Consider the following 14,753-nt stretch of genomic DNA (forward strand, 5'->3'; position numbering starts at 1 on the left):
CAGGGAGGCGCCCACTTTGCCTTTCATCCGTTTCTAAATATCCCGGGGGCCGGGGCAGCGCCCCGGTCGCGGATGCAGGGTGCGGAGGTTGGGCATGAAGAACCTCGACCGTCTGTTGCGCCCGAAATCCATTGCCGTGCTGGGGGCTGGTTGGGCGCTGAATGTCATCGAGCAATGCCGCAAGATGGGCTTTGCCGGAGATATCTGGCCTGTGCACCCGACCAAGGCTGAGATTGGCGGGTTGCGCGCCTATGCCAGCCTTGCCGACCTGCCAAGCGCGCCGGATGCGACCTTTATCGGCGTCAATCGCTTTGCGACGATTGAGGTGGTGGGGGAACTGGCGGCGATGGGGGCGGGTGGCGCGATTTGTTTTGCCTCGGGTTGGACGGAAGCGGGTGCGCCTGATTTGCAGGCCAAGCTGGTGGCGGCGGCGGGGGATATGCCGATCCTTGGGCCGAATTGTTATGGGGTGATCAATTACCTTGACGGGGCGCTGTTGTGGCCGGATCAGCATGGCGGGATTCCGGTGACAAAGGGTGTGGCTTTGGTCAGCCAATCCTCGAACATCGTGATCAATCTTGGCATGCAGAAGCGGGCTTTGCCGGTGGCCTATGTGGCGTGCTTGGGCAATGCGGCGGTGGTGGGGCTTGCTGATCTGGCGGGCGCTTTGCTGGATGATCCGCGCGTGACGGCTTTGGGCATGTATATTGAAGGCATCGACGACGCCGTTGCCTTTGCGGCTTTGGCGGAACGCGCGCGGGCGATGGGCAAGGGCGTTGTCTGTATCAAGTCGGGCAAGACCGAGTTGAGCCGGACGGCAGCTGCCAGCCATACCGCATCCTTGGCGGGCGGCGGGGCGGCGTCTTCGGCGTTTCTGCGCCAGATCGGTGTGGCAGAGGTGAACACGCCGTCGGAGCTGATTGAGACGCTGAAGATTTTCCACACCCACGGCCCGCAGATTGGCACGCGCATTTGTAGCCTGTCGTGTTCGGGCGGTGAGGCGGGGTTGGTGGCAGATTTGGCGGCACCTTATGGGATTGATTTCCCGCCGGTGCCGCAGGCCACGCATGATCGCTTGTTCAACGTGCTGGGCGAGATTCCGACGATTTCCAATCCGCTGGATTACCATACTTTTATTTGGGGTGATGGGCCGAAAACCACCGAGGTTTTCACCGCGATGCTCGAGGCTTATGACGCGGGGCTTTACATCATCGACCCGCCGAGAGGCGACCGCTGTGATCCGGCAGGGTATCAGCCTGCGCTGGATGCCATCGTGTCTGCGCAGAAGGTCAGCGGCAAGATCGCTTTGCCTGTCGCCTCGATGCCCGAAAACTTCGATGAGGCTGCGGCGATTGCCTTGATGGATCAGGGTGTCGTAACGCTGATGGGGTTGGAGACGGCGCTGGCTGCGGTGAAGGCGGCGCAACTGGCGCCGGGAGTGGCGGGTTGGCGTCCGGCGCGGGCTTTGCCGCCGCGCGACAGTGCGATGCTGTCCGAGGCCGAGGGCAAGGCTTTGCTGGCGACAGCCGGTGTGGCTGTGCCGCGTGCGGTGTCTGGGATCTTTGCCGAGGTGGTCGCGGGGGCTGCGGGACTGACCGCGCCGTTTGCCCTGAAAGGCTTGGGGTTTGCGCATAAGACCGAAGCGGGCGCGGTGCGTCTGGGGCTGACCAGCCTTGCGGGGCAAGCCGAGATGCCGGGGGCGACGGGCTATCTGGTTGAGGAAATGGTGACGGGCACGGTGGGCGAAATCCTGCTGGGGTTGCGGCGTGACCCGATTTATGGCGTCAGTCTGACGCTGGGGATGGGCGGAGTGACGGCTGAGGTTCTGGCCGATACCGTGACGCTGATCTTGCCCGCCACGCAGGCGCAGATTCTGCAGGCGATGCGGGGCTTGCGGCTGTGGCCGTTGCTGGATGGCTACCGGGGCCGCCCGCGCGCCGACATGGCGGCGGTGGCGGATATTGCCGTCACTTTGGGCAATCTGATGCTGGCCGACCAAAGCCTTGAGGAAATTGAGATCAATCCGATCCTTGTGCGCCAAAGCGGTGCCGTGGCGGTCGATGCCCTAATCAGGAAGGTGTAAGCGATGGAAATGCGCAGCGAAGGCCCGATCAAAACCCGCCGTGAGGGCGCTATCCTTGAAGTGACGCTCGACGCGCCCAAGGCCAATGCGATCAGCCTGAAAACCAGCCGGGTGATGGGCGAAGTGTTCCGCGATTTCCGCGATGATGACAGCCTGCGGGTGTGTATCCTGCGCGCGGCGGGTGAGAAGTTCTTCTGCCCCGGTTGGGATTTGAAGGCGGCGGCGGATGGCGATGCGGTGGATGGCGATTACGGCGTGGGCGGCTTTGGCGGCTTGCAGGAATTGCCGAACCTGAACAAGCCGGTGATCGCGGCGGTGAATGGCATCTGCTGTGGTGGCGGGTTGGAATTGGCGCTCTCCGCCGATCTGATCCTGTGTTCGGCTAACGCCACTTTTGCGCTGCCAGAGATCCGGTCGGGCACCGTGGCCGATGCGGCCAGCATCAAGCTGCCCAAGCGTATTCCCTATCATGTTGCGATGGATTTGCTGCTGACGGGCCGCTGGTTTGACGCCGAAGAAGCGCTGCGCTGGGGGATCGTGAAGGAAATCACCACGTCCGAAGAGCTGCTGCCCAAGGCTTGGGATCTGGCGCGGCTGCTCGAATCTGGCCCGCCGCTGGTCTATGCCGCGATCAAGGAAGTGGTGCGCGAAGCCGAGAACATGCGCTTTCAAGACGCGCTGAACCGGGTGTCCAAGCGGCTGCTGCCAACGGTGGATAAGCTGTATTCCTCTGAGGATCAGCTAGAGGGCGCAAAGGCTTTTGCCGAAAAGCGTGATCCGGTGTGGAAGGGGCGCTAGGCCCCGAGAATGTGTCCCCGCTGAGACAAATTTCTGTAGGTGGTAGGTTTGTAAAAAGTGATAGCAGGATGTAGTGCAAGGCTGCTATTCGGCACCGCTACAGCGACAACATTCGGCTATTTATCTGCAAAATCTGCATCCTCATACATCGGGCGGATTTCGATTTCAGACGGGCCGGGCATCGGATTGGGGCAACGGGTGACCCAATCCACTGCCTCGGCCATATCCTTGACCTGCCAGATCCAGAAGCCTGCGATGACCTCGTTGGTCGCGGCGAAGGGGCCATCGGAAATGGTGCGTCCCGTGCCATCAAAACGCACGCGTTTGCCAAGGCTGGACGGCTTTAATCCACCCATGGCGCGGGTGATGCCTGCGGCGGCCAGCTCGGTATTGAAAGCCTCCATCGCGGCCCAAGCTTCGGGTGAGGGCATCAGGCCTGCTTCGCTGTCCGTTGTGGATTTGACAATCACCATGACGCGCATCTGATGTCTCCTTGCTGCGGGGCAGGATCAGACTAGCGTAGTTTACCGAAAACGCTTGGCCTCAATGCGGGCTGGCGAGTTTCATCAGCACCAAGCCGCTGACGATCAGGGCGGCGGCGATCAGGCGCATCGGGGTCGCGGCCTCACCCAACATGGTGATGCCAAGGAAGAAGGCCCCGACCGCGCCGATGCCCGTCCAGATCGTATAGGCGGTGCCCAAAGGCAGGCTGCGCATCGCCAAGGCCAACAGGCCAAAGCTGGCGGCCATGGTGACCAGCGTGATCAAGCTGGGGGTGAGCAGGGTGAAGCCTTCGGACTTCTTCATCGAATAAGCCCAGACGACTTCGAGGAGTCCGGCGATAATCAGGTAAATCCAAGCCATTTGGCCCTCATCAACAAACCGGGCCGTCCCGGAGCGGTGCGTGATGCCGCAGGCCGTCCTGCGCCCGCAGAGTATGAAGCGGGCATCGCCGCTGTGCAAGCGGTGCGGTTTGGGCAAAACCGACATATTTTGTCGTATGCTCGCAAGGTGCGGCGTCACTGGGTCGTTACAAACGCGAAGCCCGGTTGCCACCGGGGCGCAAGGGGCCGGATATGCAAGACGCGGATTACATCATTGTGGGGTCAGGCTCGGCGGGGTCGGTGCTGGCCGATCGGCTGAGCGCAAGTGGCAAGCACAAGGTCGTGGTGCTGGAGGCGGGCGGGTCGGATCGGCGGTTTTATGTGCAGCTGCCGTTGGGGTACGGCAAGCTGTTTTACGATCCGGCGGTGAACTGGATGTATCAGACCGAACCCGATCCGGGGCTGAACGGGCAGCGCGATCATTGGCCGCGCGGCAAGCTGCTGGGCGGGTCGTCCAGCATCAATGCGATGGTGTATATTCGCGGCCACAAGGCGGATTATGACGAATGGGGGGCGGATAGTCCGGGCTGGGGCTGGGACGACTGCCTGAGCGCCTATAAGGCGATGGAGGATACCGAGGCGGGCGGCGATGCGTGGCGGGGCAAGGGTGGGCCGTTGTTTATCAGCGAGAACCGCAAGGGCCTGCATTGGCTGGTCGAGGATTACATCAAGGCCTGCGGGCAGGGCGGTCTGGCCTATAACCGCGATTTCAACGGCGCCGAGCAAGAGGGCGCCGGCACCTATCAGATGACGATCAAAAACGCGCGGCGGAACTCGGCGGCGCGGGCGTTTCTGCGTCCGGCGATGAAGCGGGCGAACCTGAGCGTGATCACTGGCGCACAGGTGACGCGGGTGCTGTTTGAGGGCAAGCGCGCAGTGGGGGTCGAGTATCTGCGGGGAGGTGTGCGGCAAGAGTTGCGCTGCAATGCCGAGGTGATCCTGTCGGGCGGTGCGATCAACTCGCCCCAACTGCTGCAATTGTCGGGAGTGGGGCCGGGGGCGCTGCTGTCTGGGCTGGGTCTGCCGGTGGTGCTGGATAACCCGAATGTCGGCAATCACCTGAGCGATCATCAGGGCATCAACTATACATGGCGGATGAAAGTTGCGACCTATAACGACCTCTTGCGGCCGTGGTGGGGGAAGCTGTTCGCAGGCATGCAGTATTTCCTGACCGGTGGCGGTCCGCTGGCAAAGTCGATCAACCATGCAGGTGGGTTTTTCAAGACCAGCGCCGATCTGGAACGCCCCAACATGCAGCTCTATCTGCAAGCGTTCTCGACCCTGCTGCCGAAAGCTGGCGAGCGGCCTTTGCTGACACCCGATCCGTTCCCCGGCCTGTCGATTGGCCTGTCGAACTGCCGCCCGACCTCGCGCGGGCATATCTATATCAACACACCCGATCCGTTGGCGCATCCGGTGATCACCGCCAATGCGTTCTCGACCGAGCATGACGTGGCCGAGATGCTGGCGGCGGTGAAATACCTGCGCCATATTGCAGCACAGCCCGCCTTGGCCAGCCTGATCGCCGAAGAACTGCGCCCGGGTGTGGGCGTGCAAAGCGACGCCGATCTGATCACGGATTTTCGCCAACGCTCTGGCACGGTCTATCACCCCAGCTGCACCGCGCGGATGGGGCCGGATGCGGAAACGTCGGTGGTAGATGCGGGCTGCCGGGTGCATGGCGTGCAAGGCCTGCGCGTGATTGACGCCAGCGCCTTTCCAAATCTGATCGCGGGCAACACCAACGCGCCCGCCATGCTGATGGGCTGGATCGGGGCTGCTCGGGTGCTCGCGGACGCGCGGTGAGTCAAGCCAAGGTGCCGCCTCGGGGGGCATCGAGCCCCCTCTCGGCGGCGCTGCCGGGAGCCGATCTGAGATGTTGTCTTGGCGGATCGGTTGGACGCTCCGCGGGGAGTATTTCAAAAAGAGCAATTGCTTAGGGATTTGCTCTTTTTGAAATACTCCCGCCGGAGGCTTCGGGCGGGTCCGCGCGCTTTGCTTGTCAGAAAGCGTGCAAACCGTGCCGCGCGCCCGAATTTCGCCTTTCTTTGAAATTCGTCTTGGTTATTCGCCGCGCGGGAAGCGTTTGTTGTCTTCCAGCACGTTCAGATCCATGTGGTTGCGCATGTAGCGCTCGGACGCGGCGCGTAGGGGTTGGTGATCCCAAGGATAGTAGGCGCCGTTGCGAAGCGCCTCGTAGACCACCCAGCGGCGGGCTTGGGATTGGCGGACCTCGGCGTCGTATGCGGGGATGTCCCAGCGGTCTTGTGTCATGGTCTGGAAGTGGGCGAGGACTTCGGCGGCGCGCGGGTCGGCGGCGAGGTTGTGGTTTTCCTCGGGGTCGGCGGCGAGGTCGTAAAGCTGATCAGGGTCGGCGGGGCAGTGGATATATTTCCACGCGCCCATGCGCAGCGCGACCATTGGCGTGATGGTGCCTTCAGCGGCGTATTCCATGGCGACGGGGCTGGTCCGAGGGGTGCCTGTTGCCAGGGGCAGCAGGCTTTCGCCGTCAGTCCAGGGCATGACTTCGTCCATCGAAATGCCTGCCAGATCGCAGAGAGTGGGTGTGAGGTCGATGGTCGAGACAGCCGTGTCGATGCGTTTCGGCTCAAGGCCGGGGGCGGAGATCATCAGGGGGACGCGGGATGCGCCCTCGAAGAAGTTCATCTTGAACCATAGGCCTTTACGGCCCAGCATTTCTCCGTGATCCGAGACGAAGATCACGATGGCTTCTTGGCGCGTGGCCTCTAGGGCCTCAAAAATCTCACCGATTTTGGCATCGACGTAGGAGATGTTGGCGAAATAGCCTTGGCGGGCGCGGCGGATATGGTCTGGGGTGACTTCCAGCCCGCGCCAGTCGCAAGCGTCCATCAGGCGTTGCGAGTGGGGGTCCATTTCTTCATAGGCGAGGGGGGCTGGCGGCTCCAGTTCGGGGGCGTCGTTGTAAAGATCCCAGTATTTGCGCCGCGCCACGAAGGGGTCGTGCGGGTGGGTGAAACTGGCGGTCAGGCACCAAGGGCGCGGATCAAGGCCACGCGACAGGTCATAGATTTTCTGCACGGCTTGGTGGCAGACGTCATCATCATATTCGAGCTGGTTGGTGATCTCGGCCACGCCTGCGCCCGTCACGCTGCCTAAGTTGTGATACCACCAGTCGATGCGCTCGCCGGGTTTGCGATAGTCTGGCGTCCAGCCGAAATCGGCGGTGTAGATCTCGGTGGTCGCCGTATCATTAAAAAAGTGCATCTGGTCGGGGCCGACGAAGTGCATCTTGCCNAGACGGTCTTCAAAGCCGTGCATCTGGTCGGGGCCGACGAAGTGCATCTTGCCGGACAGGCAGGTGTAATAGCCCGCGCGGCGCAGGTGGTGGGCGTAGGTCGGGATATCTGACGCGAACTCGGCGGCGTTGTCATAGACCCGCGTGCGGCGGGGCAGCGCGCCTGACATGAAGGCGGCACGCGCGGGTGCGCAGAGTGGCGAGGCGGTGTAGGCATTGGCAAAGCGCACCGAGTGTTCGGCCAAGCGACGCAGGTTTGGGGCGTGCAGGAAGGCGGCGGGGCCATCGTCGAACAGGGTTCCGGTCAACTGATCCACCATGACAATCAGGATATTCGGGCGGGTGGTCATGGCGCATCCTTTGCAGTTTGGCGTTGTGCGAATGTGGTGCCGCGCTTGTGTTTGCGTTTCAAGGGGGGATTTTCCGGGAATGTGACGTAACGTCGCAAACGGGGTGCGAAACGCCGCAAAAGAGACGGAATTCAGAGGCTTGGCATCGCCTGATGGTGACATAATAAGCCAAGGGCCTGGACCATGAAAATCGTCACTGAATTCCCCTTCTCGATCACCGAGCAGGAGGACATGGGCATTGTGCTTTCGGATGGCTGCCGCTTGTCAGCGCGGGTGTGGCGAGCCGAGGGCGCGGGGCCGGTGCCTGCGGTGCTGGAATACATCCCCTACCGCAAGCGCGATGGCACCTTGCCGCGCGATGAGATGATGCATGCCTATGTCGCGGGCCATGGCTATGCCTGCGTGCGGGTGGATATGCGCGGCAATGGCGACAGCGAAGGCCTGATGAGCGATGAATACACCATTCAGGAATTGGCCGACGCCTGCGAGGTGATTGAATGGCTGGCGGCGCAGGACTGGTGCAACGGCTCGGTCGGGATGATGGGCAAAAGCTGGGGCGGGTTTAACTGCCTGCAGACGGCTTTCCTACAGCCGCCTGCGTTGAAGGCGGTGGTGTCGGTCTGTTCGACCACAGATCGTTTTGCCGATGATATTCACTATAAGGGCGGCTGTTTGCTGGGCGAGAATTTCGGCTGGGGGGCGGTGATGCTGTCTTATTCCAGCCGGCCAGCCGACCCGCTGTTGCGGCCGGATTGGCGGGCCGATTGGCTGACGCGGTTGGAGAACGAGCCTTGGCTGGCACCGCGCTGGGCCGAGATGCAGGAGAAGAACGATTACTGGAAGCATGGCTCTGTCTCAGAGGATTACGCCCGCATGACGGTGCCGGTGCTGTCTTGGGGCGGCTGGGCGGACAATTACATGAACACGGTGGCGCATCTGGTTGAGAATGTGCCGGCACCCGTGCAGGGCATCGTTGGGCCTTGGGTGCACCAATATCCGCATACTGCGGTGCCGGGGCCTGCGATTGGCTTTCTGCAAGTTGCGCTGCGCTGGTGGGATCGCTGGTTGAAGGGCATCGACAATGGGGCCGAGAATGACCCGGCTTACCGCGCCTATATGATCCACTCGGAGGCGCCGGATGCGAGTGCAAAGCACCGCAAGGGGCATTGGGTGGCCGAAAGCGCTTGGCCAAGCCCGCGTGTGGGGCGGCAGATATTGGCGCTGGGGGAGAGGTCTGGGGAGGGCCAGCCCTCCCCAGTCCCCACCACCCGTGCTTTGGGTGCTAATGTTGCGCTACATAAGCCGGTCCGCATCAACACGCCGCAGCATCTGGGGATGCATACGGGTGAGTTCTTCCCGATGGGGCTGAACGCGGAAATGCCGGGCGATCAGGCCAGCGATGATGCGCTTTCAGTGTGTTTTGACGGCGCGGTTCTGGCCGAGCCGTTGGATCTGCTTGGCGCGGCGCGGCTGTCTTTGACGCTGGCCAGCGATCAGCCTTTGAGCTTTGTCGTCGCGCGGTTGTGTGATGTGGCACCTGACGGATCCTCTGTGCGCATCGCGCATGGCATGTTGAATCTGTGTCACCGCGACAGCATGGAAGCGCCTGCGCCGATGCCGGTGGGGCAAGCGGTGGATGTGGCGTTCAACATTGACCAGATGGCCTATCGCTTGGCTGCGGGGCATCATCTGCGGTTGGCGCTCTCAACCACATACTGGCCGTTCCTGTGGCCGTCGCCCCGGCCCGCGACGCTGACGGTGACGGTGGGCAGCCTTGATCTGCCCGTGCATCAGGGCAGCGAGAATGAATGGACGCCGCCAGAACCAGAGGGCGCGACACCTTGGGCGCATAAGGTTCTGCGCCCGGGCAAGACCAGCCGCAAAATTGAAACCGATATGATTTCGGGCACCACCGCTTTGGTGATCAGCGATGATCTGGGTGATGTCGAGAACCTTGTGCATGGGCTTTGCACCGGGGAATCCATGACCGAATTGTGGGAAATTCACCCTGATGATCCGCTGTCAGCCCGCGCCGTTCATACATGGGAGCAGCGGCAGTCGCGGGGCGATTGGTCTGTAAGAACAAATGCTTGGGCAGAGATGACCGCAACGGCCACGCATCTGCGGCTGAAGGCCAGCCTGACGGCTTGGGAAGGCGACACCAAGATCTTTGAACGTCACTTCGACGACGAGGTGAGTCGAAAATTTGTCTAGGCCCGATTGTGCAAGAATCGTTGCCATACCGGAAATTCACGGGTTACTGATTGGGTAATCAACAAAAAACGGCCCGCAAATGGGGGCCAGTCAGGGAGACTAAAATGTCGGAACAACTGAACTATCTGCTTGCGCGCGCTGCCAAAGGCCTGATGAGCCGCCGCGAATTCGTTGGCCGTGCGGGCGCTTTGGGCGTCTCGGCTGCGCTGGCCTCGACGCTGCTGGCTTCGGCTGCACGCGCGGAAGAGCCGAAAAAGGGCGGTCTGCTGCGCTCGGGCATGGCAGGCGGCGAGTCTACCAACTCGCTTGACCCGGCGCTGGCCGCATCGGAAGTGCCGTTTGCGGTCAACATGATGTGGGGCGAAATGCTGGTGGACGTGAACGCCAAGGGCGAGATCGACTACCGCATTGCCGAAGAAATCTCCTCTAGCCCGGATGCAACCGAGTGGAAGTTCAAAATCCGCAAGGGCGTGGAATACCATGACGGCAGCACTGTCACCGCCGATGACGTGGTCGCCACGCTGAAGCGCCACACCGATGAGAAATCGCAGTCGGGCGCTTTGGGTATCGTCAAGGATATCATCGACATGAAAGCCGAAGGTGACATGGTCACACTGAAGCTGGCCTCGGGCAACGCTGACTTGCCGTTCCTGATGGGCGATTATCACCTGATCATCCAACCGGGTGGCGGCATTGAAAATCCGACCGCAGGCATCGGCGCTGGCCCCTACAAGATCGTCGCCAACGAGCCGGGTATCCGCCACACCTTCGAGAAGCATGCCAACTATTTCGACAGCACGATGGGGCATGCTGATCAGACTGAAATTATCGTCATCAACGACAACACTGCCCGCACCTCGGCGCTGCAAGCGGGCCAGATCCACATGATGAACCGGGTTGACCCGAAGATCGTCGGGTTGCTGAAAGGTGCGCCGGGCATCTCTATTCAAGCGGTGGCTGGCCGTGGTCACTACGTCTTTATCATGCATTGCGACAAGGCACCGTTTGACAACAACGACCTGCGGATGGCGCTGAAACTGTCGGTCAACCGTCAGGAAATGGTCGACAAGATCTTGGGCGGCTTGGGGTCGCGCGGCAACGACTTCCCGATCAACGCGGCCTATCCGCTGTTTGACGACACCATTCCGCAGCGGGAATATGATGCGGCAGCGGCGGCGGAAGCCTATAAGAAATCCGGCCATGACGGCTCGCCCATCGTGCTGCAAGTGGCAGCGGGTGCTTTCCCCGGTGCGATCGAAGCGGCACAGTTGTTCCAGCAATCGGCCAATGCCGCCGGTATCCCGCTGGAAGTCAAGCGCGAGCCTGATGATGGCTATTGGTCGAACGTCTGGAACGTCGCACCGTTCTGCGCATCCTATTGGGGCGGGCGTCCGGTGCAGGACCAGATGTATTCCACGGCTTACCTTTCGACAGCCGACTGGAACGACACCAAGTTCAAGGATCCGAAGTTTGACGAAACCCTGATCGCGGCGCGGGCCGAACTTGATCCGGTCAAGCGCAAGGCAGAATATTCCGAACTGGCGAACAATCTGCGCGACAACGGCGGTCTGATCTGCCCGATGTTCAACGATTTCGTCGAGGCCAAGCGCGATGAAGTGGGCGGCTGGCAGCCCGATCCGAATGGTGAGTTGATGAATGGCCGCGCACTTGCCAAGTGCTGGCTGAACACCTGATCGCCGATATGCATCCGGTTGTAAAACTCGTGACCCAGCGTTTGGCGCTGGGTCTGCTGTTGATGCTGGCAGTGTCGGCGCTGATCTTTTTCGGCGTCGAGGCGCTGCCTGGCGATACCGCGCAAGCCATGCTGGGCCAATCAGCCACGCCCGAGGCTTTGGCCAACCTGCGTGAGAAAATGGGCCTGAATGAGCCGGTGCTCTGGCGCTATGGTCATTGGCTGTACGGGTTTTTGACCGGGGATATGGGCGTTGCCCTGACCAATGGTGAAGATATTGCGAAATCGGTCGGTGGCCGGCTTGGCAACACGCTGTTCCTTGCTTTTTGGGCGGCGCTGATCTCGGTGCCTTTGGCAATTCTGCTGGGGTTGCTTGCGGCGCGCTACAATGGGCGCTGGCCGGATCGGCTGATCTCGGGCGTCACTTTGGCGACGATCTCTTTGCCGGAATTTGTGGCGGGCTATCTGGTGCTGTATTTCCTTGCCGTAAAGCTGCAACTGTTCCCCGCCATGTCGATGGTGTTCCCCGGCATGGGGGTGTTTGAACGGCTCAGCGCGATCATCCTGCCGGTCATCGTGCTGGTGATGGTGGTCTTGGCGCATATGATGCGGATGACGCGGGCGGCTATTCTGAACGTGATGCAATCGGCCTATATCGAGACGGCGGAGCTTAAGGGTCTGTCGCCGCTGACAGTGATCTGGCGGCACGCGTTTCCGAATGCGATTGCGCCTGTGGTCAATGTGGTGATGCTGAACCTGGCCTATCTGGTGGTTGGCGTCGTCGTGGTCGAGGTGGTTTTCGTCTATCCCGGCATGGGGCAATATCTGGTCGATCACGTCACCAAACGCGATCTGCCAGTGGTGCAGGCCTGCGGGATGATCTTTGCCGCCGTTTACATCGGGCTGAATATTTTGGCCGATGTGGTGTCTATCCTAGCGAACCCAAGATTGAGGCACCCGAAATGAGGCGTATTCCGCTGTCCGCCCTGATCGGTCTGATCCTGACCGGGGGGTTCTTTTTCGTCGCCATCTTTGCGCAACTGATCGCGCCCTACAAGATGGATGAACTGGTCGGTGGCGTGTGGGATCCGGTCTCTGCCGCGCATTGGCTGGGCACCGATTCCATTGGCCGCGATCTGCTGACGCGGATGATCTACGGCGCGCAGGTGACGATTTTCGTCGCAACCTGTGCGACGATCCTAAGCTTTGTCACCGGCTCGGTGCTGGGATTTCTGGCGGCTACGGCGGGCGGTTGGCTGGATCAGGCTTTGTCGCGCTTTGTCGATCTGCTGATGGCCATTCCGACGCTGATCCTGTCGCTGGTGATCCTGACGGCGGTGGATGTGACCACGATAAACCTGATCCTCGTGATGGGTTTTCTGGATGCGACACGGGTGTTCCGGCTGTCGCGTGCGGTCGCCGTCGATATCACGGTGATGGATTATGTTGAGGCCGCACGTCTGCGCGGCGAGGGGCGCGGCTGGATAATCTTTTCGGAAATCCTGCCCAATGCTTTGTCGCCACTGGTGGCCGAACTTGGCCTGCGGTTTATCTTTGCGGTGCTGTTCATCTCGACCCTGTCGTTCCTTGGCCTTGGCGTGCAACCGCCCTTGGCGGATTGGGGCGGCTTGGTGAAAGAGAACTCGGCGGGTCTGGTCTATGGTATCCCGGCTGCTTTGGCCCCGGCGATTGCGATTGCGGCTTTGGCGATCTCGGTAAACTTGGTGGCGGATTGGGTGCTGTCACGCACCACCAGCCTGAAAGGCGGTCGCGGTGCTTGATCAAGTGAAAACCAATCTGTTGGAAATCAAGAACCTGCGGATAGAGGCAACGTCCTATCCGCCGGGTGAAGCGCCGCGCAAAGTCGTGCTGGTCGATGATGTGTCGGTGTCGGTGCAGCAAGGCCGCGTGCTTGGGCTGATCGGCGAATCCGGGGCGGGCAAATCTACCATCGGGCTGTCGGCAATGTCGTTCGCCCGTGGTGGCGCGCGGCTGGCGGGCGGGCAGATCCTGCTGAACGGCCGCGATATCCGCGAGGCTGGTGCTGGCGAGCTGCGCGGTTTGCGTGGCCGCGAGGTCACCTATGTCGCGCAATCCGCGGCTGCCGCCTTCAACCCCGCAAAACGGCTGATGGAGCAGGTGATCGAAACCAGTCTGCACCACAAACTGATGCCCCGGGCCGAGGCCGAGGCCCGCGCGGTGGATCTGTTCCGAAAACTCGGCCTGCCCAACCCGGAAACCTTCGGGTCGCGCTACCCGCACCAAGTCTCGGGCGGGCAGTTGCAGCGCGCGATGACTGCGATGGCGCTCTGCCCAAGGCCTGACCTCGTGGTGTTCGACGAACCGACGACTGCGCTGGATGTGACCACGCAAATCGACGTGTTGGTGGCGATCAAAGCGGCGATCCGCGATACCGGTGTGGCGGCTTTGTATATCACCCACGATCTGGCCGTAGTGGCACAGGTGGCTGACGATATCCTTGTGCTGCGCGGCGGCAAGAAGGTGGAATACGGCACCACCGATCAGATCATCAATTCTCCGCAGCAGGCCTATACACAGGCGCTGGTGTCGGTGCGCTCGATTGACCACGCCGAGAAACCCGATAGCGCCCCGGTGCTGTCGGTCGCCAATATCACCGCGCGCTACAAAGGCACAAACTTTGACGTGCTGAAGAACGTCACCGTTGATCTGTCGGCAGGCCAGACCCTCGCCGTGGTGGGCGAAAGCGGCTCGGGCAAGTCCACTCTGGCGCGGGTGATCACCGGGCTGTTGCCTGCCTCCCAAGGTCGTATCACCTTCGCAGGTCGCACGCTGTCGGCTGACCTTGCCAGCCGCACCAAGGATGATCTGCGCGAGTTGCAGATGATCTACCAAATGGCCGACACCGCGATGAACCCGCGCCAGACCGTTGGCACCATCATCGGACGGCCACTGGAGTTCTACTTCGGCCTGAAAGGTGCCGCCAAACGCGCCCGGATTCAGGAACTGCTGGAAGAAATCGAAATGGGCGCGGGCTTTATCGACCGCTACCCGGCCGAGCTTTCGGGCGGCCAGAAACAGCGTGTCTGCATCGCCCGCGCTTTGGCCGCCAAACCCAAGCTGATCATCTGCGATGAAGTCACCTCGGCACTTGATCCTTTGGTCGCAGACGGCATCCTGAAGCTGCTGCTGGCCCTGCAAGAACGCGAAGGTGTCGCCTATCTGTTCATCACCCACGATCTTGCCACCGTCAAAGCCATCGCCGACAAGATCGCGGTGATGTATCGCGGCCAGGTCGTGCGTTACGGCAGCAAGACCGACGTGCTGACCCCGCCATTCGACGATTACACCGACCTGTTGTTGTCCTCGGTGCCCGAGATGAAACTCGGCTGGCTGGAAAGTGTCCTCGCCTCTCGCAAAATGGAAAGCGGCGGCAATTAAGCCTCTGACGTGCAATTTCATCTGTTCTTAAATA

Annotated in this window: 10 protein-coding genes; 8 read left to right on the plus strand and 2 right to left on the minus strand. The window is 61.3% G+C overall.

The window, feature by feature from the left end; genetic code table 11:
• The first annotated feature begins 94 nt into the window (after positions 1-94).
• Positions 95-2,083, plus strand: a complete 1,989-nt coding sequence (locus QQJ98_RS02180; RefSeq protein ID WP_284323672.1) for an acetate--CoA ligase family protein — start codon at positions 95-97, stop codon at positions 2,081-2,083.
• A 3-nt stretch (positions 2,084-2,086) separates the two neighbouring features.
• Positions 2,087-2,881, plus strand: coding sequence for a carnitinyl-CoA dehydratase (locus QQJ98_RS02185; protein ID WP_284323673.1), 795 nt, complete (start codon positions 2,087-2,089; stop codon positions 2,879-2,881).
• Between the two features lie 116 nt (positions 2,882-2,997).
• Here the strand turns inward: QQJ98_RS02185 and QQJ98_RS02190 are convergent, their stop codons facing one another.
• Together QQJ98_RS02190 and sugE are read right to left on the minus strand one after the other, a co-directional pair.
• The gene (locus tag QQJ98_RS02190; protein WP_284323674.1) at positions 2,998-3,363 is read right to left on the minus strand and encodes a YciI family protein; all 366 of its coding nucleotides are present in this window, start codon (positions 3,361-3,363) and stop codon (positions 2,998-3,000) included.
• Between the two features lie 61 nt (positions 3,364-3,424).
• On the minus strand, positions 3,425-3,745 hold the full coding sequence (gene sugE, locus QQJ98_RS02195; protein ID WP_284323675.1) for a quaternary ammonium compound efflux SMR transporter SugE: 321 nt from the start codon (positions 3,743-3,745) through the stop codon (positions 3,425-3,427).
• Between the two features lie 212 nt (positions 3,746-3,957).
• Between sugE and QQJ98_RS02200 the strand changes: the two genes are divergently transcribed.
• From QQJ98_RS02200 to QQJ98_RS02230, 6 genes are all read left to right on the plus strand, one after another.
• Positions 3,958-5,571 (plus strand): GMC family oxidoreductase, encoded by a 1,614-nt coding sequence (locus QQJ98_RS02200; RefSeq protein WP_284323676.1) that lies wholly within the window; start codon positions 3,958-3,960, stop codon positions 5,569-5,571.
• A gap of 2,004 nt (positions 5,572-7,575) precedes the next feature.
• The gene (locus QQJ98_RS02210; RefSeq protein WP_284323678.1) at positions 7,576-9,606 is read left to right on the plus strand and encodes a CocE/NonD family hydrolase; all 2,031 of its coding nucleotides are present in this window, start codon (positions 7,576-7,578) and stop codon (positions 9,604-9,606) included.
• Between the two features lie 104 nt (positions 9,607-9,710).
• Positions 9,711-11,300, plus strand: coding sequence for an ABC transporter substrate-binding protein (locus tag QQJ98_RS02215; protein WP_284323679.1), 1,590 nt, complete (start codon positions 9,711-9,713; stop codon positions 11,298-11,300).
• 8 nt (positions 11,301-11,308) lie between these two features.
• Positions 11,309-12,265: an ABC transporter permease gene (locus QQJ98_RS02220; protein ID WP_284323797.1), complete on the plus strand. Its 957-nt coding sequence runs from the start codon at positions 11,309-11,311 to the stop codon at positions 12,263-12,265.
• A complete protein-coding gene (locus QQJ98_RS02225) occupies positions 12,262-13,080 on the plus strand; it encodes an ABC transporter permease (protein ID WP_284323680.1) in 819 nt (272 codons plus the stop codon). Before QQJ98_RS02220 ends, QQJ98_RS02225 begins: the two co-directional genes overlap by 4 nt.
• 4 nt (positions 13,081-13,084) lie before the next feature.
• A complete protein-coding gene (locus QQJ98_RS02230; protein WP_284323798.1) occupies positions 13,085-14,719 on the plus strand; it encodes an ABC transporter ATP-binding protein in 1,635 nt (544 codons plus the stop codon).
• Positions 14,720-14,753: the final 34 nt, after the last annotated feature.

It is taken from the genome of Cypionkella aquatica (assembly GCF_030161095.1).
Taxonomy (GTDB): domain Bacteria; phylum Pseudomonadota; class Alphaproteobacteria; order Rhodobacterales; family Rhodobacteraceae; genus Cypionkella; species Cypionkella aquatica.